The 22,059-nt window shown below is 66.9% G+C and carries 20 protein-coding genes; 15 read left to right on the top strand and 5 right to left on the bottom strand.

What is annotated here, in order from left to right; translation table 11 throughout:
* Positions 1-80: 80 nt before the first annotated feature.
* Complete coding sequence (locus ACSQ9A_RS14810) at positions 81-632, top strand: NADPH-dependent FMN reductase (RefSeq protein WP_436304167.1); 552 nt, start codon at positions 81-83, stop codon at positions 630-632.
* A 15-nt stretch (positions 633-647) separates the two neighbouring features.
* Here the strand turns inward: ACSQ9A_RS14810 and ACSQ9A_RS14805 are convergent, their stop codons facing one another.
* The gene (locus tag ACSQ9A_RS14805; RefSeq protein ID WP_436304166.1) at positions 648-1,295 is read right to left on the bottom strand and encodes an FMN-dependent NADH-azoreductase; all 648 of its coding nucleotides are present in this window, start codon (positions 1,293-1,295) and stop codon (positions 648-650) included.
* Between the two features lie 134 nt (positions 1,296-1,429).
* Between ACSQ9A_RS14805 and ACSQ9A_RS14800 the strand changes: the two genes are divergently transcribed.
* From ACSQ9A_RS14800 to ACSQ9A_RS14770, 7 genes are all read left to right on the top strand, one after another.
* Entirely contained in the window at positions 1,430-2,344 is a 915-nt protein-coding gene (locus tag ACSQ9A_RS14800) for a LysR family transcriptional regulator (RefSeq protein WP_436304165.1), read from the top strand.
* Positions 2,345-2,542: 198 nt separating this feature from the next.
* On the top strand, positions 2,543-3,115 hold the full coding sequence (locus tag ACSQ9A_RS14795; protein ID WP_436304164.1) for an RBBP9/YdeN family alpha/beta hydrolase: 573 nt from the start codon (positions 2,543-2,545) through the stop codon (positions 3,113-3,115).
* A complete protein-coding gene (locus tag ACSQ9A_RS14790; protein ID WP_436304163.1) occupies positions 3,112-4,113 on the top strand; it encodes a sulfate ABC transporter substrate-binding protein in 1,002 nt (333 codons plus the stop codon). Before ACSQ9A_RS14795 ends, ACSQ9A_RS14790 begins: the two co-directional genes overlap by 4 nt.
* Before the next feature lie 86 nt (positions 4,114-4,199).
* Positions 4,200-5,090: a sulfate ABC transporter permease subunit CysT gene (gene cysT / locus ACSQ9A_RS14785; RefSeq protein WP_093108765.1), complete on the top strand. Its 891-nt coding sequence runs from the start codon at positions 4,200-4,202 to the stop codon at positions 5,088-5,090.
* Complete coding sequence (gene cysW / locus ACSQ9A_RS14780) at positions 5,087-5,992, top strand: sulfate ABC transporter permease subunit CysW (protein WP_093108764.1); 906 nt, start codon at positions 5,087-5,089, stop codon at positions 5,990-5,992. Before cysT ends, cysW begins: the two co-directional genes overlap by 4 nt.
* A gap of 12 nt (positions 5,993-6,004) precedes the next feature.
* A complete protein-coding gene (locus ACSQ9A_RS14775) occupies positions 6,005-7,099 on the top strand; it encodes a sulfate/molybdate ABC transporter ATP-binding protein (protein WP_093108763.1) in 1,095 nt (364 codons plus the stop codon).
* Positions 7,096-7,620, top strand: a complete 525-nt coding sequence (locus ACSQ9A_RS14770) for a disulfide bond formation protein B (RefSeq protein ID WP_093108762.1) — start codon at positions 7,096-7,098, stop codon at positions 7,618-7,620. Before ACSQ9A_RS14775 ends, ACSQ9A_RS14770 begins: the two co-directional genes overlap by 4 nt.
* On the opposite strand, the gene ACSQ9A_RS14765 is transcribed toward ACSQ9A_RS14770, so the two are convergent.
* A complete protein-coding gene (locus ACSQ9A_RS14765) occupies positions 7,590-8,282 on the bottom strand; it encodes a mobilization protein (RefSeq protein WP_436304162.1) in 693 nt (230 codons plus the stop codon). The genes ACSQ9A_RS14770 and ACSQ9A_RS14765 overlap by 31 nt on opposite strands.
* A 202-nt stretch (positions 8,283-8,484) precedes the next feature.
* Here ACSQ9A_RS14765 and ACSQ9A_RS14760 point away from each other — a divergent pair, with 202 nt between their 5' ends.
* Both ACSQ9A_RS14760 and ACSQ9A_RS14755 read left to right on the top strand, forming a co-directional pair.
* Positions 8,485-8,787, top strand: a complete 303-nt coding sequence (locus tag ACSQ9A_RS14760) for a helix-turn-helix transcriptional regulator (protein WP_093108760.1) — start codon at positions 8,485-8,487, stop codon at positions 8,785-8,787.
* On the top strand, positions 8,784-10,157 hold the full coding sequence (locus ACSQ9A_RS14755) for a type II toxin-antitoxin system HipA family toxin (protein ID WP_436304161.1): 1,374 nt from the start codon (positions 8,784-8,786) through the stop codon (positions 10,155-10,157). Before ACSQ9A_RS14760 ends, ACSQ9A_RS14755 begins: the two co-directional genes overlap by 4 nt.
* A 7-nt stretch (positions 10,158-10,164) precedes the next feature.
* Here ACSQ9A_RS14755 and ACSQ9A_RS14750 read toward each other — a convergent pair whose 3' ends face one another.
* A complete protein-coding gene (locus ACSQ9A_RS14750; protein ID WP_093108758.1) occupies positions 10,165-10,914 on the bottom strand; it encodes a hypothetical protein in 750 nt (249 codons plus the stop codon).
* Between the two features lie 117 nt (positions 10,915-11,031).
* Here ACSQ9A_RS14750 and smc point away from each other — a divergent pair, with 117 nt between their 5' ends.
* From smc to def, 5 genes are all read left to right on the top strand, one after another.
* Complete coding sequence (gene smc, locus ACSQ9A_RS14745; RefSeq protein WP_436304160.1) at positions 11,032-14,547, top strand: chromosome segregation protein SMC; 3,516 nt, start codon at positions 11,032-11,034, stop codon at positions 14,545-14,547.
* Between the two features lie 13 nt (positions 14,548-14,560).
* Positions 14,561-15,661 (top strand): cell division protein ZipA C-terminal FtsZ-binding domain-containing protein, encoded by a 1,101-nt coding sequence (locus ACSQ9A_RS14740; RefSeq protein WP_093108756.1) that lies wholly within the window; start codon positions 14,561-14,563, stop codon positions 15,659-15,661.
* Positions 15,662-15,779: 118 nt separating this feature from the next.
* On the top strand, positions 15,780-17,858 hold the full coding sequence (gene ligA, locus ACSQ9A_RS14735) for an NAD-dependent DNA ligase LigA (RefSeq protein ID WP_436304159.1): 2,079 nt from the start codon (positions 15,780-15,782) through the stop codon (positions 17,856-17,858).
* Positions 17,859-17,959: 101 nt separating this feature from the next.
* Positions 17,960-18,391 carry a hypothetical protein gene (locus ACSQ9A_RS14730; RefSeq protein WP_436304158.1) on the top strand — a complete coding sequence of 144 codons (432 nt, stop codon included), beginning with the start codon at positions 17,960-17,962 and terminating at the stop codon, positions 18,389-18,391.
* A gap of 34 nt (positions 18,392-18,425) precedes the next feature.
* Positions 18,426-18,965 carry a peptide deformylase gene (gene def / locus ACSQ9A_RS14725; RefSeq protein WP_436304157.1) on the top strand — a complete coding sequence of 180 codons (540 nt, stop codon included), beginning with the start codon at positions 18,426-18,428 and terminating at the stop codon, positions 18,963-18,965.
* An 8-nt stretch (positions 18,966-18,973) separates the two neighbouring features.
* Here def and ACSQ9A_RS14720 read toward each other — a convergent pair whose 3' ends face one another.
* Together ACSQ9A_RS14720 and ACSQ9A_RS14715 are read right to left on the bottom strand one after the other, a co-directional pair.
* A complete protein-coding gene (locus ACSQ9A_RS14720) occupies positions 18,974-19,378 on the bottom strand; it encodes a DoxX family protein (RefSeq protein WP_436304156.1) in 405 nt (134 codons plus the stop codon).
* Between the two features lie 90 nt (positions 19,379-19,468).
* Positions 19,469-22,057, bottom strand: coding sequence for a [protein-PII] uridylyltransferase (locus ACSQ9A_RS14715; protein ID WP_436304155.1), 2,589 nt, complete (start codon positions 22,055-22,057; stop codon positions 19,469-19,471).
* Between the last annotated feature and the right edge of the window lie 2 nt (positions 22,058-22,059).

The raw sequence follows: 22,059 nt of genomic DNA, 5'->3' as shown, positions 1-22,059 counted from the left end.
TTGGGCTTTTCCGGAAAAGGTCATAGGCGCTTCGGATAATTCCTGGCGCTTCCCGTCAACCCCGTTCAAAAGGAGTTTTCATGAGCCAGACCCGAATCGCCGTCATCGTCGGCAGCCTGCGCAAGGATTCGTTCAACCGCAAGCTCGCACTCGCGATCGCGCACCTCGCACCCTCGGACTTCAATTTCGAGCACCTGCGCATCGACGACCTGCCGCTCTACAACCAGGACGACGACGGCAACCAGGCGCCCGCGGTCAAGCGGCTCAAATCGGAAATCGCCGCGTCGCAAGGCCTCTTGTTCGTGACCCCGGAATACAACCGCTCGTTGCCCGGCGTGCTCAAGAATGCGATCGACAATGCCTCGCGGCCCTACGGCCAGAGCGCCTGGGCCGGCAAGCCGGCCGGCGTGATCGGCGTGTCGGTCGGCGCCATCGGCACCGCGGTCGCGCAGCAGCACTTGCGCAACGTGCTGGCCTACCTCGACGTGCCCACGCTGGGCCAGCCCGAAGCCTTCCTCCAGAACAAGGAAGGCCTGTTCGACGACAAGGGCCACATCGCCGAGGGCGGCACCAAGAAGTTTCTGCAGACCTGGGTCGACAAATACGTGGCCTGGATCAAGAGCCACGCATAGGTCTTCTGCAATGCCTCAGGCGGCGAGGGCGGCGACGTCCTGATTGGCGGCTTCGCCCGCCACGGTGGAGATGTCGGCGCGGGCGGCGCCGAGTGCGGCCGCCTTCGGCGCTTCGCCCATGGCCAGACCTTCGGCGCGCACGAAGCGCACGTCGGTGACGCCGAGGAAGCCCAGGACCACCTTGAGGTAGCTTTCCTGGTGCTCCATCGCCTGGCCGCCTTCGCTGGTCGAGTAGATGCCGCCGCGGGTGATGGCGACGATCACCGTCTTGCCGCCGGCCAGGCCCACAGGTCCCTTCTCGGTGTACTTGAAGGTGCGGCCGACTTGCGCGATGCGGTCGATCCAGGCCTTGAGCTGGCTCGGGATCGAGAAGTTGTAGAACGGCGCGCCGATCACGACCACGTCGGCCGCGAGAAACTGGCTCACCAGCTTTTCGGAGACGGCGTTCTCGTTGCGCTGGCGTTCGGTGAATTCGGTGCCTGCCGGCGCCCGGAAGCCCAGGGAGTGGGCATCGAGGTGGCTGGGGGCGGAAACCGCCAGGTCCAGGTAGTCGACTTCGGTGCCCGCGTGGTTGCGGCGCCATTCGGCCACCACTTCGGCCGTCAATTGACGCGAGACGGAGTTGTCGCCCAGGACGCTGGAATCGATGTGCAGCAGTTTCATGATCTATCGCTCTCTTTCGATGTTGGCGCCGGCACGGAAGCGGTCGGCATGGGAGATAGTCTATTTTTGAGTCGACTGATTGATAAGTCGGCAAAATTGACACAGATCGTCCTGGTGGTAGGACAATCGTGGCCATGCAAGATCTCAACGACATGGTTTTCTTTGCCGAGGTGGCCGAGCGGGGCGGCTTTGCGGCGGCAGGCCGCGCGCTGGGCGTGCCGAAGTCGCGGCTGTCGCGCCGCGTGGCGGATCTCGAGGCGCGGCTGGGTGTGCAACTGCTTCAGCGCAGCACGCGGCGGCTCTCGCTGACGCCGGCCGGTGAGCTCTACCTGCGGCACAGCATCGCGATGCGCGACGCCGCCGAGGCGGCGGCCGAAGCCATCGCGCAGGTGCAGACCGAGCCGCGCGGCGTGGTGCGCATCAGCTGTCCGATCACGCTGGCGCAGAGCGGCATCGGGGTGCTGGTGGCGCAGTTCATCCTCCGCTATCCGGCGGTGCAGATCGAGATGCGCATCCTGAATCGGGCCGTCGACCTGATCGAGGAGGGCATCGACCTGGCGCTGCGCGTACGGCCGGTCATCGAGGACAGCACGACGCTGGTGGCCAAGCAGTTCGCCACTGCCCGGGGCGTGCTGGTGGCCAGCCCGGACCAGCTCCGGCGCCAGGGCCCGGTACGGACGGTGGATGAGCTGGGGCGCCTGGACACGGTCTCCCAGTCGGCCGCCGACGGGCGGGCCAGCTGGTGCCTGGAAGGCCCCGGCGGGGCGATGCACACGATGCAGCACACGCCGCGCTACCTGGCGGATGACCTGCTGACGCTGAAATTCGCGGTGGTGGAAGGCGTCGGCGCCAGCATGCTGCCCGACTACATGTGCAAGGAAGATCTCGAAGCGGGCCGCCTGGTCGAGGTGCTGCCCGGCTGGGGGCCGCCGCCGGGCATCCTGCATGCGGTCTTTCCTTCGCGCCGGGCGCTGGTGCCGGCGATTCGCCACTTGATCGACTTCTTCGCCGAGCACATCGGCGCCGGGGGCTTCAGGCTCACAGTGTGAGAAGGGCCTTATTCATCAAACGCCATATCGAAACAAGTAGATATTCGTTTGTCATCGAAGCGATGCTTTGCAGAATCGGCGCTCCCATCCATCCTCGGAGCGACCATGGCGACCCTGCGACTCGGCGATACGGCCCCCAACTTCACGCCGTCCGACCGTACCTGCGCCTGACGCCGCAGCCCAACAGATAAGCGCTGCGTGACGAAGCCGACCATCATCATCGTTCCGGGCTGGCGCGACTCCGGCCCCGGCCACTGGCAAAGCCTGTGGGCGGAACGCATGCAGGGCGCGGTGCGGGTGCTGCAGGACGACTGGGTGACGCCGAAGCGCACAGCCTGGGTGGCCGCGCTCGAGAAGCTCGTGCTGGAAAGCCCGGGCCCGGTGGTGATCGCCGCGCACAGCCTGGGTTGCATCACGACCACGCACCTGTCCGAGACGGCGGCCGCGCGTATCCACGGGGCCCTGCTGGTGGCGCCGGCCGACCCGGAGCGCCGCGCCGTGCTGTCGGATTTCGCGCCCGTGCCCTACGCCAGGCTGCCGTACCGCAGCATCCTGGTGGCCAGCAGCAACGACCCTTATTGCCCGGTGCGCCTGGCCGGCGCCTATGCCCGCGCCTGGGGCAGCGAATTCGTTCGCATGCAGAATGCCGGCCACATCAACATCGATTCGGGGCATGGCGACTGGCCTTTGGGCCTGGCTCTGCTCCAATCGCTGACGGACGAGCCCACGCCCCTGATGGCCGGCCGTCCCCAACTCGAAGCAAGACCATGACCTCCAGAACCATCAAGACGATCCTCGGCGCCCTGGCGCTCGCCGCTGCCGGCGCGACCTCGGCCCAGACCCTGCTCAACGTGTCCTATGACGTGGCGCGCGAGTTCTACAAGGACTACAACGCCGCATTCGTGGCGAACTACAAGAAGACCACGGGCAAGGAGGTCAAGATCGACCAGTCGCACGCCGGCTCCAGCGCACAGGCGCGTGCCGTGGCCGACGGGCTGGAGGCCGACGTGGTGACGATGAACACCAGCACCGACATCGAGTTCCTCGCCAACGCCGGCGTGGTCGCCAAGGACTGGGCCAAGCGCTTCCCGAACAATGCGGCACCCACCACGTCCACCATGCTGTTCCTGACGCGCAACGGCAACCCGAAGGGCATCAAGGACTGGGACGATCTCGTCAAGCCCGGCACCCAGGTCGTGATCGTGAACCCCAAGACCGGCGGCAACGGCCGCTATGCCTACCTGGCCGCCTGGGGCTACGTGAAGAAGAAGGGCGGCAGCGACGCGCAAGCGGCCGAGTTCGTCGGCAAGCTGTTCAAGAACGTGCCCATTCTCGCGCGCGGCGGCCGCGATGCGACCACCGCCTTCCTGCAGCGCAACATCGGCGACGCGCTGATCACCTTCGAATCGGAAGTGGTCTCCATCGACCGCGAGTTCGGCGCCGGCAAGGTCGATGCGGTGTACCCCTCGATCAGTATCCTGGCCGAGAACCCGGTGGCCGTGGTCGAGCGCACGGTGGTGAAGAAGGGCACCGGCGAACTGGCCAAGGCCTACCTCGACTACCTCTATTCGGACGAAGCGCAGGAAATCGCGGCCAAGCACGCGCTGCGCCCGCGCTCCGATGCGGTGCTCAAGAAGTACGCGGCGACCTTCAAGCCGCTGCAGCTCTTCACCGTGCAGGAGCTGTTCGGCAGCCTCAGCGAAGCGCAGAAGGTGCACTTCAACGACGGCGGGCAATTCGACAAGCTCTATACGCCCGGCGGCAAATAAATGAGCGCCGCGCCGAACCGCTTCAAGCAAGCGAAAGCCCCCTCGGGGGGCAGCGATGACACGTTAGTGCAGAGCGTGGGGGCACGATGAGCGGTGCCATCTCTTCGGCGCTGCCGTCCGCGGCGGCGCCGCTTGCGCGTGCAGGGAACACGGGCGCCTCGCGGCGCGTGCTGCCGGGCTTTCACATCACGCTCGGCTTCTCGATCCTGTACCTGAGCCTGATCGTCCTGATCCCGTTGTCGGCGCTGGTCTTCAAGACCTTCACCCTGAGTTGGGAGCAGTTCTGGGTGGCGGTGACCGCGCCGCGCGTGATGGCCTCGTACCGGCTCACCTTCGGCGCCTCGCTGATCGCCGCGCTGGTCAACCTGGTGTTCGGTCTGCTCGTGGCCTGGGTGCTGGTGCGCTACAAGTTTCCCGGCAAGCGCATTGTCGATGCGCTCGTCGATCTGCCTTTCGCGCTGCCCACGGCCGTCGCCGGCATTTCGCTGACCGCGCTGCTCGCCGGCAACGGCTGGATCGGCCAGTTCCTCGAACCGATGGGCATCAAGCTGGCCTTCACGCCGGCCGGCGTGGTGATCGCGCTGATCTTCATCGGGCTGCCTTTCGTGGTGCGAACGGTGCAGCCGGTGCTGGAAGACACCGAGAAGGAACTCGAAGAGGCCGCGACCAGCCTCGGCGCGACACGGCTGCAGACCTTCACCAAGGTGATCCTGCCTTCGATCACGCCGGCGCTCCTGACCGGCTTCGCGATGGCCTTCGCGCGCGCGATCGGCGAGTACGGCTCGGTGATCTTCATCGCCGGCAACATGCCGATGATTTCCGAGATCACGCCGCTGATCATCATCGGCAAGCTGGAGCAGTACGACTTCGCGGGCGCCACCGCGGTCGCGCTGGTGATGCTGGTCATTTCGTTCCTGCTGCTGCTGGTCATCAACGGCCTGCAGGCCTGGCAGCGCCGCAGGGGGGCATCGGCATGAGCGCGGCTTCATCGAGAACGATTCGCCGCGCGCAGGCCGGCACCACCGAATCGGCCTGGGTGCGCTGGACCCTGATCGGCCTGGCGCTGGCCTTCATGTTCCTGTTCCTCGTGCTGCCGCTGGCCGCGGTGGCGACCGAGGCGCTGCGCAAGGGCATCAACGCCTACATCGAAGCGCTCAAGGAACCCGATGCCTGGAGCGCGATCCGCCTCACCCTGATCACGGCCGCGATCGCGGTGCCGATGAACCTGGTGTTCGGCGTGGCGGCCGCATGGGCCATCGCCAAGTTCGAGTTCCGCGGCAAGGCCTTTCTCACCACGCTGGTCGATTTGCCTTTTGCGGTCTCGCCGGTGGTCGCCGGCCTGATCTACGTGCTGATCTTCGGCGCGCAGGGCTGGTTCGGCCCGTGGCTCGCGGCACACGACGTCAAGGTCATCTTCGCGGTGCCCGGCATTGTGCTGGCCACCGTGTTCGTGACCTTTCCCTTCATCGCACGCGAACTCATTCCGCTGATGCAGGCGCAAGGCACCGACGAAGAGCAAGCCGCCATCGTGCTCGGCGCGACGGGCTGGCAGACCTTCTGGCGCGTGACGCTGCCCAACATCAAGTGGGGGCTGCTCTACGGCGTGATCCTTTGCAACGCGCGCGCCATGGGCGAGTTCGGCGCGGTGTCGGTGGTGTCGGGCCACATCCGCGGCCAGACCAACACCATGCCGCTGCACGTCGAAGTGCTCTACAACGAGTACCAGTCGGTCGCCGCCTTCGCGGTGGCCTCGCTGCTGGCCATCCTGGCGCTGGTCACGCTGGTGATCAAGTCGGTCATCGAATGGCGCCACGAACGCGAAATGAAGGCCATCGCCGAACTGCCGCCGGAACGGCCGCAACCCGCCGTCGCGGCCTGAGGAGAAAAGATCATGAGCATTGAAATCCGCAACGTCAGCAAACGCTTCGGCGACTTCCACGCCCTGCGCGACGTGAGCCTCGACGTCGATTCGGGCGAACTGGTCGCGCTGCTGGGCCCCTCGGGCTGCGGCAAGACCACCTTGCTGCGCATCATCGCGGGGCTGGAGACCGCCGATACCGGCAGCATCCTCTTTGCCGGCGAAGACACGACCGACGTGCATGTGCGCGAGCGCCAGGTCGGCTTCGTGTTCCAGCATTACGCGCTGTTCCGCCACATGACGGTGTTCGAGAACGTGGCCTTCGGCCTGCGCGTCAAGCCGCGCGGACTGCGCCCGAGCGAAACGCAGATCAAGACCAAGGTGCACGACCTGCTCAAGCTGGTGCAGCTCGACTGGCTGGCCGACCGCTATCCGTCGCAGCTCTCGGGCGGCCAGCGCCAGCGCATCGCGCTGGCCCGCGCGCTCGCGGTGGAGCCCAAGGTGCTGCTGCTCGACGAACCCTTCGGCGCACTCGACGCCAAGGTGCGCAAGGAGCTGCGCCGCTGGCTGCGCCGGCTGCACGACGAACTGCACGTCACCAGCATCTTCGTCACCCACGACCAGGAAGAAGCGCTCGAAGTGGCCGACCGCGTGGTGCTGATGAACAGCGGCCGCGTCGAGCAGGTCGGATCGCCGCAAGATGTGTGGGACCACCCGGCGAGCCCCTTCGTCTACGGCTTTCTCGGCGACGTCAACCTGTTCCACGGCCGCGCGCACGAGGGCGAGGTGCATGTCGAAGGCCTGCGCATCGATTCGCCCGAGCACCGCGAGCTGCGCAACGGCAGGGCGCTGGCCTATGTGCGGCCGCACGACCTCGACATCGAACGCTACACCCCGGGCGCCACCGGCATCGTCGCGACCTTGAGCCGCGCCATCGTGGTCGGCCCGATCGCGCGGCTGGAACTCGAACCGGTGGAATCGAATCCAGACAATCCTGGCTCCGGAACCATCATCGAGGCGCAACTCCCTGCGCAACAGTTCCGGGACCTGGCCCTTGCGGAAGGCGACACCGTCGTCGCCAGGCCGCGCAAGGCCAGGGTATTTGTCGAAGATTGGGTTTCTCCGTGATCGATTGGTATTTCGGCGCACCGCGCCGCGCTCTCGCGCTGATCTGCGCCGCCTGCGTGGCGATGCTCGCCTTCGGGCTCTACCTGCAGCACGTGGTCGGCCTCGAGCCGTGCCCGATGTGCATCGTGCAGCGCTATGCGCTGGTGCTGGTGGCGGTCTTCGCGGGGCTCGCGGCCGCCAGCCGCAGCCGGGGCCTGCAGCTCACGGGCGCGCTGCTGGGCCTGGTGATGGCGGTCGGCGGCGCCTACACGGCCGCGCGCCAGAGCTGGCTGCAGTGGCATCCGCCGGAGGTCGTGTCCTGCGGGCGCGACCTCTACGGGATGATCGAGACCTTCCCGCTCAAGCGCGCGCTGCCGATGATCTTCCGCGGCGGCGGCGACTGCACGCAGATCGACTGGACCTTCCTGGGCCTGTCGATCGCGAACTGGTCCTTCATCGCGTTCACGGTCTTCGGGCTGCTGCTGCTGGTGCTGCTGTTTCGCCGCAGCGCTCAGAGCGGCAGCGTGTCGAAGGCTGCGTAAGAGGTCGCGAGCCAGCTCTTGACGCGCTGGCGCTCCAGCAGCCCGAGCGCGTGCTGGCCGTCGCGGTCGTTGACCGCCTTCCAGAAGCTGGTGTTGCGCCCATCGATCTTGCGCATGCTGGCGTCGTGCAGGCGCGGCAGCGCGATGACGCGCGCGCCGTGCGTGGTTGCCTTGCTGAGCGATTGCGAACCGAGCAGCAGGCCGAAGTCGCTGCCGCGGCCGTAGTTCTGCACCACGATGTAGTTCGGCCGGTTGCTGAAGGTGTCGACCAGCGCGCCGAGCAGGTCGCTCGAGTCCTTGCCGTCATCGAGCACGTGCCAGAAGTTGACGGTCACGCCGAGCTCGGCGAACACGTCGAACAGATCGGACTCCTTGATCCAGCGCGCCAGCGGCGCCAGCGTTTGCGCTGCGAGATCGACGATCACGCTCTGCTGCGGATTCGTCTCGAAGCCGTTCACGACCGTGTCGAGGCCTTCGTAGCTGTCCACCACCACCGGCGAGGCGAAGCCCTCGTAGAAGCGGGTGAAGGAGCTGTGCGAGCGATCGGTGTCGAAGCCGACGAAAGGCCGGCTGTGATCGATGAAGTACTGCGCCAAGACCCGTGCCGTGACGGATTTGCCGACACCGCCCTTTTCGCCGCCGATGAAATTGAGGGAGCTCATGAGGTTCCTGGGGATGGAGAAGTGCGAAGCATTCTAGGGGTCGTCGGGAGGGCGAGAGGGTTGGCTTATGGTTGACCGTGTGCTTGCACAATAAAATATGCAATCAATGATATGAGCACTATATTGGGCAAATCAGCTTGACCTTGGCAGCGAACATGCTCAATATGATATGCATATATAATTTTTGCTCAATGAGTTGAACATGACGACTCTTGCCGAAGTCGGCAGCTTCCTGCGCCAGGCTCGAAAGGATCGCGCCATGACGGCCTCCGAACTCGCCCTGAAAGCAGGTGTCTCCAGAAACACCTTGGGTGCTCTGGAAGCGGGGCGGGGGAACGTGGAACTGAACACCTTGCTCGCCTTGCTCAAGAGCCTGGGCCTCGAACTCCAGTTCGTTCCGCAGGTGGTCGCGGACCTGACCCGGGCCGGCAGCGATACCAAATCCACCAGCCTGCAGGATGAAGTGAGCAGCTTGATGCCGAAACCGGCGAGGCGCGGCAGATGAGCGTCGTACGCTCGCTGCGGATCCGGCTGGGAAGAACGAACGTCGGATCGCTCTTCGGGCTCGACGACGGGCGGGTGTATTTCAGATTCGACGACGAATATGCGAAGAACCCGGCACGGCCGGTGCTGTCGCAGCTCTATGTCGTCGCGCCTGCGACCTCGGGCAGCGCCGAAAGAGTGGCCCAGGCGATCGCCGAAGCCGAAGCGGCCACGGTGGCTCAGCTGCTGGACCCGGCCCTGGACGTCAACCGCGGCGACGGCAATTTCGGGTTGCCGCCTTTCTTCCAGAATTTGCTTCCGGAAGGGCCGCTGCGCAAGCAATTGGTCGGCGACCTGGGCCTGGACGCGAATGACGAACTCGGTTTGCTGGCAGCCTGCGGCGGCGATCTGCCCGGCGACGTCTGGGCGAACGCCGAAACGCTCGACGAGGTCGCGCTCGGCCGGTTGATCGGCCAGAGCCGGGACAGCTACGAAATGAGCTCCGGGCAGGTGCCCACCCCCCAGCAGACCTCGATTTCGGGTGTGCAGCCGAAGGTGGCGCTGGTTCTGGGCGGCCCCGGGCGCTACGTGATGCGGTCCAAGCAATCGGACGAGCAGCATTTCATCGGCAAGCTGCCGACGGGCGAATACGACCGGCTTCCGCAAGTGGAGTACAGCTCGCTGACGCTGGCCGCTGCCGCCGGCGTGAACATCTGCGAATTCCGGCTGGAGCCCTTGTCCGCCATCGCCGACCAGTTGCCCTATGCGCTGCAAAAGGACGAGCGAAGTTTCCTGCTGGTCTCCAGGTTCGACCGCGACGTCGATACCGAAACCAGGCGCCTGCACATGGAGGACTTCGCCCAGGTCACGGGGACACCGTCGGAATACAAGTATTCGGGTACCTACGCGGCCATCGGCCTCCTGCTCAAGCGGCGCTCGGCCAAGGGCGAAGCCGACGTGGCGGAGCTGCTGCGCCGCATCAAGGTCTCGGAGCTGCTGGGCAACTACGACGCGCATCTGAAGAACTTCAGCCTCGTGTACTCGCCCGGGCAAACGAAGCCCGAGCTGTCCAAGGCCTATGACATCGTCGCCTACGGCGTGTACCTCAGCGGCTCGGGACATGGGCTGCCATTCTTTCCAAACCAGACGCAGCGCACGCTGCTCACGCCCAAGACGCTGCGCGAGCTCGGAAACGCCTGGGACATCCCTGAAAAGCAACTGCGCGAGGTCGTCGCAAGCTGCGTCGAACAGGCGATGAAGACCTGGCCGAGCCTGTTGAAGGCGTTGCCGCTGTCTGCCGCACACCGAACGCGGCTGGCCGAATACATCCAGACCAACCCCAGCGTTGCGTCATGGCGCAAGCGGCATCCGGACGCCGAGTGGTTCGACTAGAAGCTCACTATCGCTGGATCATCGAGAAGAAGGGCACCAGACTGCCGAGCAGCCAGTTCTGGCTGAAGTCGAGCGCGGCACGGCGGTACTTCTCGTCGGCCTGTGCGGCCATCAGATCGAGCCGCGCAACCACCTTCGAAAGCTCGCGATCGACCACCAGGTTGCGGCCGCGATCGCTGATCTCGGTGGCCAGCAGCAGGGGCTGGCCCTCGGGATTCGTCTTGGAGCTGATGAGCCAGAGCGAGATCTCGACGTTGCGCGCGGCGCGGTAGCTGTTTTCCGCGTTCACCGCGTCGAGCATGCTCTGCTCCCAGGTGCCGCCATTGGCCTGCTTGAGCATCGATGCCCATCCGACCACCAGCGCGGCCACGCGGTCGCCTTCGTAAGCCTTGGGTTTGGTTTCGAAAGCCAGCCGGATCGCATCGATGCCGGTGGCGCCTTGCAGGCCCGGCAGGGGACTTTCCTGCGAGATCGCGTCCCAGGTGCGCTGGATGGCGTCTTCCGCGCTCGCGGCCCATTTGCGCCATTCGCGCGGATTGCGGCGGTAGAGCGAGAGCTGCACGCGCCGGATCGACTGCAGGTTGTCGCGCAGCGCCAGGTTGGCGATGCGGTTGGCGCCGGACTGGAGCCACTCGTTGCCGGCATAGGGTTCGGCGCGCTCGGTCGTGCCGCAGGCGGCCAGGCCCATCAAGGCCACGGTGCTGCCCAGCAGCCATACACGAAGCCCGGCGCGGGGGGAAACGGGGAAATCGCTCATGGCTCGCACGTTATCATCGTCGCCTCGGGTGGCCGCCGGTCCTCGAGCTTCGGGCCGGCAAATTTCTCCTTGCAAATCAACACCTTGGCAAATAACCAGGCTTAAGGCCGACCAGTCGTGCGTCTCAATTCCATCAAGCTCTCCGGCTTCAAGTCCTTCGCCGAACCCACCAACTTCCTGCTGCCCGGCCAACTGGTGGGCGTCGTCGGCCCCAACGGCTGCGGCAAGTCGAACATCATGGATGCGGTGCGCTGGGTGCTCGGCGAATCGCGCGCCTCCGAACTGCGCGGCGAGTCGATGCAGGACGTGATCTTCAACGGCACCACCACGCGCAAGCAGGCCAGCCGTTCGAGCGTGGAACTGGTGTTCGACAACGCCGACCATCGCGCCGGCGGCCAGTGGGCGCAGTTCACCGAGATCGCGGTCAAGCGGGTGCTGACGCGCGACGGCAATTCGAGCTACTACATCAACAACCAGGCGGTGCGCCGGCGCGACGTGCAGGACGTGTTCCTCGGCACCGGCCTCGGCCCGCGCGCCTACGCGATCATCGGCCAGGGCACGATCAGCCGCATCATCGAATCCAAGCCCGAAGAGCTGCGGCTCTTTCTCGAAGAGGCCGCCGGCGTCTCCAAGTACAAGGAGCGCCGCCGCGAGACCGAGAACCGGCTCGGCGATACGCGCGAGAACCTCACGCGGGTCGAAGACATCCTGCGCGAACTCAACAGCAACCTCGAGAAGCTCGAGAAGCAGGCCGAAGTCGCCGCACGCTACAACACGCTGCAAGGCGACGCCACGCGCAAGCAGCATCAACTGTGGTTCCTGAAGCGCAGCGAGAGCGAAGCCGATCAGGCCAAGGTCAAGGCCGACGCGGAAAAGGCGATCAACGACCTCGAATCGCGCTTGGCCGATCTGCGCCACATCGAGGCCGAGCTGGAAACCGTGCGCCAGGCGCACTACGCGGCCGGCGACCAGGTCAACCAGGCGCAGGGCAAGCTGTACGAAGCCAGCGCGGAGGTCGGCCGGCTCGAAGGCGAGATCCGCTTCGTGGTCGAGGGCCGCCAGCGGGTGGAGCAGCGGCTGGTCCAGTTGAGCGAGCAGATCGCGCAGTGGAACACGCGCCGCGAAGATGCCGAGGCAGAAATCGAAACCCTGGCCGGGCAGGGCGTGAACGCCGAGGAACAGGCCGAACTGCTGGCGGCGCAGCTCGAGGAACACGACGCACGCATGCCCGGCCTCGAAGAGGCGCAGCAGCGCGCACAGGGTGAAGCCAACGCCCAGCGCGCCAGCGTCGCGCAGGTGCAGCAGCAGATTCAGGTGCTGGCCGCCGACCAGCGCAACATCGAAGAACAAAGCCGCCAGCTCACGCAGCGCGCCGAACGCCTGCGCAGCGACCAGAACGCGCTCGCGGCGCCCGACGAAGCGCGGCTGCACGACCTGCAGGAGCAACTGGCGGCCGCGCAGGAGGCGTCCAGCGAAGCCGACGCGCGCCTGCACGAGCTGCAGGAATCCGTTCCGCAGCTCGACGACGACCGCCGCACCCGCCAGCAGGCCGTCAATACCGAAGGCGCGCGCCATGCCGAACTCTCCGCGCGCCTCGAAGCGCTCAAGGCGCTGCAGGAAAAGGTCAAGACCGACGGCAAGCTCGCACCCTGGCTCGCGAAGCACGGCCTCGAAGGCTTGCAAGGCCTGTGGAGCCGCATCCACATCGAGCAAGGCTGGGAGAACGCGCTCGAAGCGGCGCTGCGTGAGCGTCTCGGCGCGCTCGAAGTCAGCCGGCTCGACATGGTCCGCGCCTTCGGCAGCGATGCGCCGCCGGCCAAGTTGGCCTTCTACAGCCCGCCGGCTGCCGGTGCGCCGCAGGGCCAGAGCGCGCTGCCGCGTCTGTCGGATCTGCTGCGCCTGAGCGATGCGGGCCAGCAGGCCTTGCTGACCGACTGGCTGCATGGCTGCCTGACGGCGCAAACGCTCGAAGAGGCCTTGGCGCAGCGCGACAAGCTGCAGCCCGGTGAGGCGATCTACGTCAGGAGCGGCCACGCGGTCACCGCGCACAGCGTGAGCTTCTATGCCCAGGACTCCGAGCAGGCCGGCCTGCTGGCCCGCCAGCAGGAGATGGAGAACCTCGATCGCCAGCTGCGCGCCCAGACCCTGATCGCCGAAGAGGCGCGCACCGCGCTGGCGCGTGCCGAAGCGGCTTACGGCGATGCGGCTTCGCGGCTCGTCACGGCGCGCCGCGAAGCGGCCGAAACGCAGTCGCGCGCGCACGAGCTCCAGGTCGAAACGCTGCGGCTCTCGCAGCTGGCCGAGCAGACGCGCGCACGCAGCGAGCAGCTTTCCAACGATCTCGGCGAAGTCGAGGCCCAGCTCGAAGACCTGCAGGAAAAGCGCGTGAACGCGGAGGCGCGCTTCGAAGAGCTCGACATGCAGCTGGCCGACAGCCAGGAGCGCCACGCGCAGCTCGACGAGCGCGTGATCGAGGCCGGTCGCGCGCTCACCGCGAGCCGCGAGCAGCACCGCAGCCTGGAGCGCCAGGCGCAGGAAGCGACCTTCGCCCAGCGCACTCTCGAAGCGCGCCGCGCCGAACTCAATCGCGCGATCGAAACCGCGACGCAGCAGACCGTCTCGCTGGCGCAGGAAGACGAGCGCGCGCGCGCCGAATTGGGTCGCTTGTCCGACGCGGCCGCGCAGGCGGGCCTGCAGGACGCGCTGGCGCTCAAGCTCGAACGCGAAACCGCGCTCGGCGCCGCGCGCAGCCAGTACGACGACCTCACCCTCAAACTGCGCGCGAGCGACGAGCGCCGCCTGCAGCTCGAACGCGAGCTCGACCCGCTGCGCCAGCGCATCACCGAGTTCCAGCTGAAGGAGCAGGCCGCGCGGCTCGGCTTCGAGCAGTACCAGCAGCTGCTGACCGATGCTGAGGCCGACCTCGAAGCGATCGCGCTGTCGATCGAAACCGACAAGGTGCGGCTCACCGGCCTGCAAGGCGAAATCGATCGCCTCAACCGCGAGGTGGCTTCGCTCGGCGCAGTCAACCTCGCCGCGCTCGACGAACTCGCGGTGGCCAGCGAACGCAAGACTTTTCTCGACGCGCAGTCGGCCGACCTGAACGAGGCGATCGGCACGCTGGAGGACGCGATCCGCAAGATCGACGCCGAAACGCGCGAACTGCTCGGCGGCACCTTCAAGATCGTCAACGAGCACTTCAGTCGCATGTTCCCGGAGCTCTTCGGCGGCGGCAATGCCAAGCTCATGATGACCGGCGACGAGATCCTCGATTCCGGCGTGCAGGTGATGGCGCAGCCGCCCGGCAAGAAGAACCAGACCATCCACCTGCTCTCGGGCGGCGAGAAGGCGCTCACCGCCATCGCACTGGTGTTCGCGATCTTCCAGCTCAACCCGGCCCCCTTCTGCCTTTTGGACGAAGTGGACGCGCCGCTGGACGACGCCAACACCGAACGCTATGCCAAACTCGTGACCGCCATGAGCCGCGAAACCCAGTTCCTCTTCATCAGCCACAACAAGATCGCGATGGAGATGGCCGAACAACTGATCGGCGTGACCATGCAGGAGCAGGGTGTTTCGCGCATCGTGGCGGTCGACATGGAATCCGCCGTGTCGATGGTCGAAGCAGCCTAGACGTACAGCGTCGATGAGCAGCCTCACCGTCGCCCTTGCGATCCTCGGCGGCCTCGTACTGGCGGCCGTGGTCGGCTACAACACATGGATGTCGCGCCGCAATGCGCCGCGGCAGCCCGATGCGCCGCAGGACAGCGCGCCGCCCGAGACCGCGCCTGCGCCGGTCACGCGCGACGAAGAGCCCGTCCTGCACATCGATCCGCACCAGAAGCTGGGCAGCGAACGCCACGAGCCGCTGTTCGACCCCGACCTGCCGGCGCCCAGTGCGTTGCCGGTGCCGACGGCCGAACGCCGCGGCGGCCTCGATCCGCTGATCGACGTGATCGCGCCGATCTCCCTCGACGGCCTGGCCTCTGGCGACGCGGCGATCGCCGGCATGCCGGCCACGCGGCGCGCCGGCAGCAAGCCGGTCGCGATCGAAGGCCTCAACGAGCACACCGGCGAATGGGAGCCCGCGGCACCCGGCCAGCGCTACGGCGCTTTTCAGGCCGGCGTGCAGCTGGCCAACCGCACCGGTGCGCTCAACGAGATCGAGTACTCCGAATTCGTCGTCAAGGCGCAGGCCTTCGCCGATGCGGTGAACGGCGCGCCCGAGTTTCCGGAGATGCTGGACGAGGTGGCGCGCGCCCGCGAGCTCGACCAGTTCGCGAGTTCGCACGACGCGCAGCTGAGCTTCGTGCTGCGCGCGCTGCACGCGGCCTGGAGCCCGGGCTATGTGCAGCAGAACGCGGCGCGGCTGGGCTTCGTGGCGGGCATCATTCCGGGCCGGATGGTGCTGCCCGCGGGCGAAGTGGGGTTGCCGCCGATCCTCGGCCTGTCCTTCGACACCCAGGCCGCGCTGGCCGACGATCCGGCGCAGTCGGCCATCCGCGAACTCACGCTGAGCCTCGACGTGCCGCAAGTCGACCGCGCCGAGCGGCCCTTCGAACGCATGCGCGAAACCGCCGCCACGCTGGCGCGCGAGATGGACGGCATCGTGACCGACAGCGACGGCCAGCCCTTGCGCGAAGACACCATGGACGTGATCGGCGCCGATCTCCAGCAGCTCTACGACACGCTCGATTCACGCGATCTCTCGGCCGGCTCGCCCCTGGCGCGCCGTTTATTCTCGTGAAGTTGACTATTCTTTCTTCCGCCAGGAATACCGCGGAACCGGCTTTGCCGGGCCGCTGGTATTGCCCCAGGCGAGGGGGTGGGCGGCCACACGAAGTGGGCAAGCCTGGGGGTGAGCTGTGACCACGCGCGAAGACGCGGCTCGCGAAGCCGCTGCACTGGGCGAGCAGCTGCGCCGCCACGCCCACCTCTACTACGTGCTCGACGTGCCCGAGTTGCCGGACGCCGAGTACGACAAGCTGTTCCAGCGCCTGCAGGCACTGGAAGCCGAGCATCCCGAGCTGCGCACGCCCGATTCGCCGACGCAGCGCGTCGGCGGCAAGGTGCTCGAGGGCTTCGCCAAGGTCCGCCACAAGGTGCCGATGCTGTCGATCCGCACCGAGACCGACATCACGCCGGGCGGCGCCAGCGCCTTCGATGCGCGCGTGCGCAAGGAGCTCGGCCTGGCCGAGGACGGGCCGCAGGTCGAGTACGTCTGCGAACTCAAGTTCGACGGGCTGGCCGTCAACCTGCGCTACGAGCAAGGCGTGCTGGTGCAGGCGGCGACGCGCGGTGACGGCGAGATCGGCGAGGACGTCACGCAGAGCATCCGCACGGTGCAGCAGATTCCGCTGCGCCTGCACGGCGATGCCCCGCCGGTGGTGGAGGTGCGCGGCGAGGTCTACATGCGGCGCGATGATTTCGAGGCGCTCAACGAGCGCCAGCGCGAGAAGATCGCCGCCGGCCAGAAGAACGAGAAGGTGTTCGTGAACCCGCGCAATGCCGCGGCCGGCGCCGTGCGCCAGCTGGATCCGGCGATCGCGGCAAGCCGGCCGCTGAGCTTTTTTGCCTATGGTCTCGGCGAGGTCTCTTCGCCCGAGCAGGGCGGGCCCGACTGCGCGACGCAGTTCGACTGGCTGCAGCAGTTCCACGCCTGGGGTTTTCCCATCGGCGCGCAGACGCAGCGCGCCCGCGGCGCCATCGAGCTGATCGCCTTCCACGAGACCATCGCCCGCCAGCGTGACGCGCTGCCCTACGACATCGACGGCGTGGTCTACAAGGTCGACAGCCTCGAGCTGCAGCGGCGGCTCGGCTTCGTCTCGCGCGAGCCGCGCTGGGCCGTCGCGCACAAGTACCCGGCGCAGGAGCAATTGACCGAGGTGCTCGGCATCGAGGTGCAGGTCGGCCGCACCGGCAAGCTCACGCCGGTGGCCAAGCTGGCGCCTGTGTTCGTGGGCGGTGTCACCGTGACGAATGCGACCTTGCACAACGAGGACGAGGCGCGGCGCAAGGACGTGCGGGTGGGCGACACCGTCATCGTGCGGCGCGCCGGCGATGTGATCCCCGAGGTGGTCGGCGTGCTGCCCGAGAGCGCGGCCCGGCCGGCGGAACAGCGCGGGCCCGTGTTCACCATGCCTCGCAAGTGCCCGGTCTGCGGCTCCGACGCGCTGCGCGAGGAGGGCGAGGTCGACTACCGCTGCACCGGCGGCCTCTTCTGCGCTGCGCAGCGCAAGGAGGCGATCCTGCATTTCGCGGCGCGGCGCGCGCTCGACATCGAGGGCCTGGGCGACAAGCTGGTCGAGCAGCTGGTGGACGCCAACCTGATCCGCACGCTGCCCGATCTCTACAAGCTCGGCTTCACCACGCTGGCCGGCCTGGATCGCATGGCCGACAAGTCGGCGAAGAACCTCGTCGATGCGCTGGAGGCGTCGAAGAAGACCACGCTGCCGCGCTTCCTGTTCGGCCTCGGCATCCGGCACATCGGCGAAAGCACGGCCAAGGACCTGGCCAAGCACTTCGGCAAGCTGGATGCGATCATGGACGCGACCGAGGAACAGCTGCTGGAAGTCAACGACGTGGGGCCCGTGGTCGCGAAAAGCCTGCGCACCTTCTTCGACCAGGCGCACAACCGCGAAGTGGTCGAACAGCTGCGCGCCTGCGGCCTGAGCTGGGAAGAGGGCGAGCCGGCCGCGCGCGCGCCCAAGCCTCTCGCGGGCAAGACCTTCGTGATCACTGGCACGCTTCCTACGCTCAGCCGCGACGAAGCGAAGGACAAACTGGAGACGGCCGGCGCCAAGGTGGCCGGGTCCGTCAGCAAGAAGACCGATTACCTCGTCGCCGGCGCGGAGGCCGGCAGCAAGCTCGACAAGGCGCTCGAGCTGGGCGTGGCCGTGATCGACGAGGCGCGAATGCTCGAAATTCTGGAGAATGGCCTGTGACCGGGCCGGGTGCTTTACCGGGCGTTACGCGACTTCATACAAGCGCAGTCAACAAGGCCTACAACCGAACGTTGAACAAGGGTGCCGACCAGGAGTCCATCATGAACAGAATTCGTCTACTCGGAACTTGCCTCGCCCTCGGCGGGGTGGCCCTGCTCGGCGGCTGCGTCGCCTACCCGGCGGGCTCCTACGGGTATTCCGAACCCTACTACGTGGATCCGGGCCCGGCCGTCGTTCAGCCGAACGTGTACATCGACGGCAGCTACTATTCGCGGCCTCGCTATCCCTACTACTATGGCCGTCCCGGCTACTACGACTACGGACCGCGCCACGGCTATGCGCATCCGGTCCCGGTCCCGGTTCCCCGTCCAGGGGTCGGCCCGCGGCCTGGCGCAGGTGCGCGGCCTGATGCGGGTGCGCGGCCCGGCGGCGGCGTGGCCGGCAACATCGTCCCGGTTCCGCCCGGCCGCTCGCCGCGCGAGATCAATCAGATGCTGACCTCGCCGGATTCCCGCAACCAGACGCCGCCCTGAGCTCATTCGCGGCCGCGGTGGCGATAATTGCCTCATGACGGTACGCGAGATTCTCAAGATGGGTGACCCGAGGCTGCTGCGCATCGCGCAGCCGGTTGCCGCATTCGACACCGACGAACTGCACCTGCTGGTGCGCGACATGTTCGAGACCATGCACGCCGTCAACGGCGCCGGCCTCGCGGCGCCGCAGATCGGCGTCGATCAGCAGTTGGTGATCTTCGGCACCGACACCATCAATCCGCGCTACCCGGACGCGCCGATCGTGCCGCGCACGGTGCTCGTCAACCCCGTCATCACGCCGGTCGGCGACGAGGAAGAGGAGGGCTGGGAAGGCTGCCTGTCGGTGCCGGGCCTGCGCGGCGTGGTACCGCGTTTCGCCACCATCCGCTACACCGGCTTCGACCCCTACGGCGATCCCGTCGATCGCACGGTGAGCGGCTTCCACGCCCGCGTGGTGCAGCACGAGGTGGATCACCTGCTGGGCAAGCTCTATCCGATGCGGGTGCGCGATTTCTCGCGCTTCGGCTACACCGAGGTCCTGTTTCCAGGCCTCGATGCGGCCGAGGACGATTGACGTCCGGGTTAGTTGTACTTGCCGCCTGTGCCGCCGATGCTGAAACGGCCGGCGCCCAGGAAGGCGACTGCCAGCGCGCCGAACAGGTACATGCCCTGCAGTTCGAGCGCCCAGCCGCCTTGCTTGTTGAGCAAGCTGAGCTCCTTCATGTGCACCAGCCAGATCGCCACCAGCATGTTGATGACAACGATCCATGCCGCGGGACGCGTGTACAGGCCGATGATCAGCAGCACCGGCGCAACGATCTCGCCGATGTAGATCAGATACGCCAGTGCGCCCGGCAAACCGTGCGAGGCCAGCGTGTTGGACAGGAAGCCTACTCCGCCGTTGATCTTGGCGATGCCGTGGAGCAGGATCAGGATGCCAAGTGCCAGGCGCAGAACGAGTTTGCCGGTGTCGTCGGAACGGATCATGTCGAAGCCTTTCTGTTGTTAAAAAAACAGGGCGATTGTGGTGGATAAATTCGTCCCGGCGCCGCTCGGCGGCGGGTTTGCGCGGCCCGCTCAGGCTGCGAGCGCTTCGAGCAACTCGGTTTCGATCGCGAGTTGCGCCCGCTGTCCCTGCAGTTCCGAGCCGCTGATCAGGAAGGTGTCTTCCACGCGCTCGCCCAAGGTCGTGACCTTGGCCAGCTGCAAGTTCAGGTGATGGCGTGCCAGCACGCGCGCCACCGAATACAAGAGGCCCGCGCGATCGCTGGCCGAGATGCTGAGCAGCCAGCGCTGCGCCTTGTCGTCGGGCAGCAGGCTGATGCGCGGCTTGATCGGGAAGCTGCGCACCCGGCGCGATACGCGGCCCTTGCTCGGCGGGGGCAAGGGGCCGGCCTCGTCGAGCGTCTTGGCCAGGCCGGTCTCCACCATGTTGATCAGGTCGCGATAGTGCTCGGGGATGAAGGTGGTGACAACCTGGAAGGTGTCGAGCCCGTAGCCGTTGGTGGCGGTGTGCACCTTGGCGTCGAGGATGCTGAAGGAAGACTGGTCGAAGTAGCCGCAGATGCGCGCGAACAGGTCCGGCTGGTCGGGGGTGTAGACCACCACCTGCAATCCCTCGCCCACCGGCGAGAGCCGCGCGCGAACGACGGCCGGCGTTTGCGGGTCGACCGGCACGTCCTTGTGCGGCACATGGCGCGACAACTGCATGGTGTGCCAGGCGATCTCGGATGCGTCGTGCCGCATGAAGTAGCCGACGTCGAGCGTCTCCCACAGCGCCTTGTGCGCCTCGAAAGGCTGCGCATGCAGCGCGAGCTGCACCAGCGCCTCGCGCTTGCGCGCCTCGACCTCGGCGCCGGGGTCGGGCATGCGGCCGCCCAGCGCGCGCAGCGTCGAGCGGTAGAGGTCCTCGAGCAGCTTGCCTTTCCAGGCGTTCCACACGCGCGGCGAGGTGCCGCGGATGTCGGCGATGGTGAGCAGGTAGAGGGCGGTCAGGTAGCGTTCGTTGCCGACGCGCTTGGCGAAGTCGCCGATCACCTTCGGATCGCTCAGGTCCTGCTTCTGCGCGACCTGGCTCATCACCAGGTGCTCGGCCACCAGGAATTCGATCAGCTTGGTGTCCTCGCGCGCGATCTCGTGCTGGCGGCAGAAGCGGCGCACGTCGCGCGCGCCCAGCTCCGAATGGTCGCCGCCGCGGCCCTTGGCGATGTCGTGGAACAGGGCCGCGACATACAGGATCCAGGGCTTGTCCCAGCCGGCCGCAAGCTGCGAGCAGAACGGGTATTCGTGCGCATGCTCGACGATGAAGAAGCGCCGCACGTTGCGCAGCACCATCAGGATGTGCTGGTCGACCGTGTAGACGTGGAACAGGTCGTGCTGCATCTGCCCGACGATGCTGCGGAACACGCGCAGGTAGCGCCCCAGCACCGAGGTCTGGTTCATGAGCCTGAACGCGTGCGTGATGCCGCGCGGCTCCAGCAGCATGCGCATGAAGGTCACGTGGTTCACGCGGTCGTTGCGGAACTTGCTGTCCATCACGTGGCGCGCGTTGTAGAGCGCGCGCAGCGTGCGGGCCGAAAGGCCGTTGACGCCGATGGTCTTCTGGTAGAGCAGGAAGGTCTCGAGGATCGCGTGCGGGTCCTTGAGGTACAGGTCGTCGCTCGCCACCTCGATCAGCCCGGCCCGCTCGAAGAAGCGCTCGTTGATCCGCGTCGCCTCTTCGGCCTGCGGCTGCAGCCGCTCGGCGATGTTGAGCAGGAGGATCTGGTTGAGCTGCGTGACCGCCTTGGCCGCCCAGTAGTAGCGGCGCATCAGCGCCTCGCTGGACTTGCGCTGCGACTCGCCGACGTAGCCGAAGGTGGCGGCGACGGCGGTCTGCAGGTCGAACACCAGCCGGTCCTCGCGCCGGTTGGCGGTCACGTGCAGGCGCGCGCGGATCAGGCTCAGGAGCGCCTCGTTGCGCTTGATCTGCTGCACCTCGAAGGCCGTGGCCAGGCCGTTCTTCGCCAAGTCGTCCCAGCGCTTGCCGAAGCCGGCGGCCTTGGTCATCCAGAGGATGGTCTGCAGATCCCGCAGGCCGCCGGGCGATTCCTTGCAATTGGGCTCGAGCGCGTAGGGCGTGTTGTCGAACTTCTGGTGCCGATGCCGCATCTCCTGCGACTTGGCGGCGAAGAAGGCCTGCGGGTCGATGGCGGCGACGAAGCGCTTCCGGAAGCCCGCATACAGCTTCTTGTCGCCGGCGATGAGGCGGGATTCGAGCAGCGAGGTCTGGACCGTGACATCCTTCGCGGCCTCGGCCAGGCACTCGTCGACCGTGCGCACGCTGGAGCCGATCTCGAGCCCGGTGTCCCAGCACTGGCCGATGAAGGCCTCGATCCGCGCCGGCTCGATGGCCATCGCGTGGTCCTGCGGCAGCAGCAGCAGCACGTCGACGTCGGAATAGGGGAACAGCTCGCCCCGGCCGAAGCCGCCGACCGCGACCAGCGCGAACTGGCTGCCGAAGCCGGCATCGGCCCACAGCGCATTGAGCGCCTCGTCGGCCAGGGCGGCCAACTGACGCAGCACGGTGTGGACGCTGCGCGTGGGCGCGCGCGCGCAGCGCAGCTGGTCGAACAGCGCCAGCTTGTGCGTGCGGTAGGCGTCGCGCAACGATGGAATGTCCACCATGG

This window comes from Variovorax sp. LjRoot290 (assembly GCF_964253985.1).
GTDB lineage: Bacteria > Pseudomonadota > Gammaproteobacteria > Burkholderiales > Burkholderiaceae_C > Variovorax.
The sequence above is the reverse complement of the archived record's forward strand: the minus strand, read 5'-3'. Positions and strand labels throughout refer to the sequence as shown.

What these genes read in the sequence shown, in the direction of transcription:
- ACSQ9A_RS14810 (WP_436304167.1), top strand. Translation starts at nt 81, where the DNA reads ATGAGCCAGACCCGAATCGCCGTCATCGTCGGCAGCCTGCGCAAGGAT.
- ACSQ9A_RS14805 (WP_436304166.1), bottom strand. Translation starts at nt 1,295, where the DNA reads ATGAAACTGCTGCACATCGATTCCAGCGTCCTGGGCGACAACTCCGTC.
- ACSQ9A_RS14800 (WP_436304165.1), top strand. Translation starts at nt 1,430, where the DNA reads ATGCAAGATCTCAACGACATGGTTTTCTTTGCCGAGGTGGCCGAGCGG.
- ACSQ9A_RS14790 (WP_436304163.1), top strand. Translation starts at nt 3,112, where the DNA reads ATGACCTCCAGAACCATCAAGACGATCCTCGGCGCCCTGGCGCTCGCC.
- cysT (WP_093108765.1), top strand. Translation starts at nt 4,200, where the DNA reads ATGAGCGGTGCCATCTCTTCGGCGCTGCCGTCCGCGGCGGCGCCGCTT.
- cysW (WP_093108764.1), top strand. Translation starts at nt 5,087, where the DNA reads ATGAGCGCGGCTTCATCGAGAACGATTCGCCGCGCGCAGGCCGGCACC.
- ACSQ9A_RS14775 (WP_093108763.1), top strand. Translation starts at nt 6,005, where the DNA reads ATGAGCATTGAAATCCGCAACGTCAGCAAACGCTTCGGCGACTTCCAC.
- ACSQ9A_RS14765 (WP_436304162.1), bottom strand. Translation starts at nt 8,282, where the DNA reads ATGAGCTCCCTCAATTTCATCGGCGGCGAAAAGGGCGGTGTCGGCAAA.
- ACSQ9A_RS14760 (WP_093108760.1), top strand. Translation starts at nt 8,485, where the DNA reads ATGACGACTCTTGCCGAAGTCGGCAGCTTCCTGCGCCAGGCTCGAAAG.
- ACSQ9A_RS14755 (WP_436304161.1), top strand. Translation starts at nt 8,784, where the DNA reads ATGAGCGTCGTACGCTCGCTGCGGATCCGGCTGGGAAGAACGAACGTC.
- ACSQ9A_RS14750 (WP_093108758.1), bottom strand. Translation starts at nt 10,914, where the DNA reads ATGAGCGATTTCCCCGTTTCCCCCCGCGCCGGGCTTCGTGTATGGCTG.
- ACSQ9A_RS14740 (WP_093108756.1), top strand. Translation starts at nt 14,561, where the DNA reads ATGAGCAGCCTCACCGTCGCCCTTGCGATCCTCGGCGGCCTCGTACTG.
- ACSQ9A_RS14730 (WP_436304158.1), top strand. Translation starts at nt 17,960, where the DNA reads ATGAACAGAATTCGTCTACTCGGAACTTGCCTCGCCCTCGGCGGGGTG.
- def (WP_436304157.1), top strand. Translation starts at nt 18,426, where the DNA reads ATGACGGTACGCGAGATTCTCAAGATGGGTGACCCGAGGCTGCTGCGC.
- ACSQ9A_RS14720 (WP_436304156.1), bottom strand. Translation starts at nt 19,378, where the DNA reads ATGATCCGTTCCGACGACACCGGCAAACTCGTTCTGCGCCTGGCACTT.
- ACSQ9A_RS14715 (WP_436304155.1), bottom strand. Translation starts at nt 22,057, where the DNA reads ATGGTGGACATTCCATCGTTGCGCGACGCCTACCGCACGCACAAGCTG.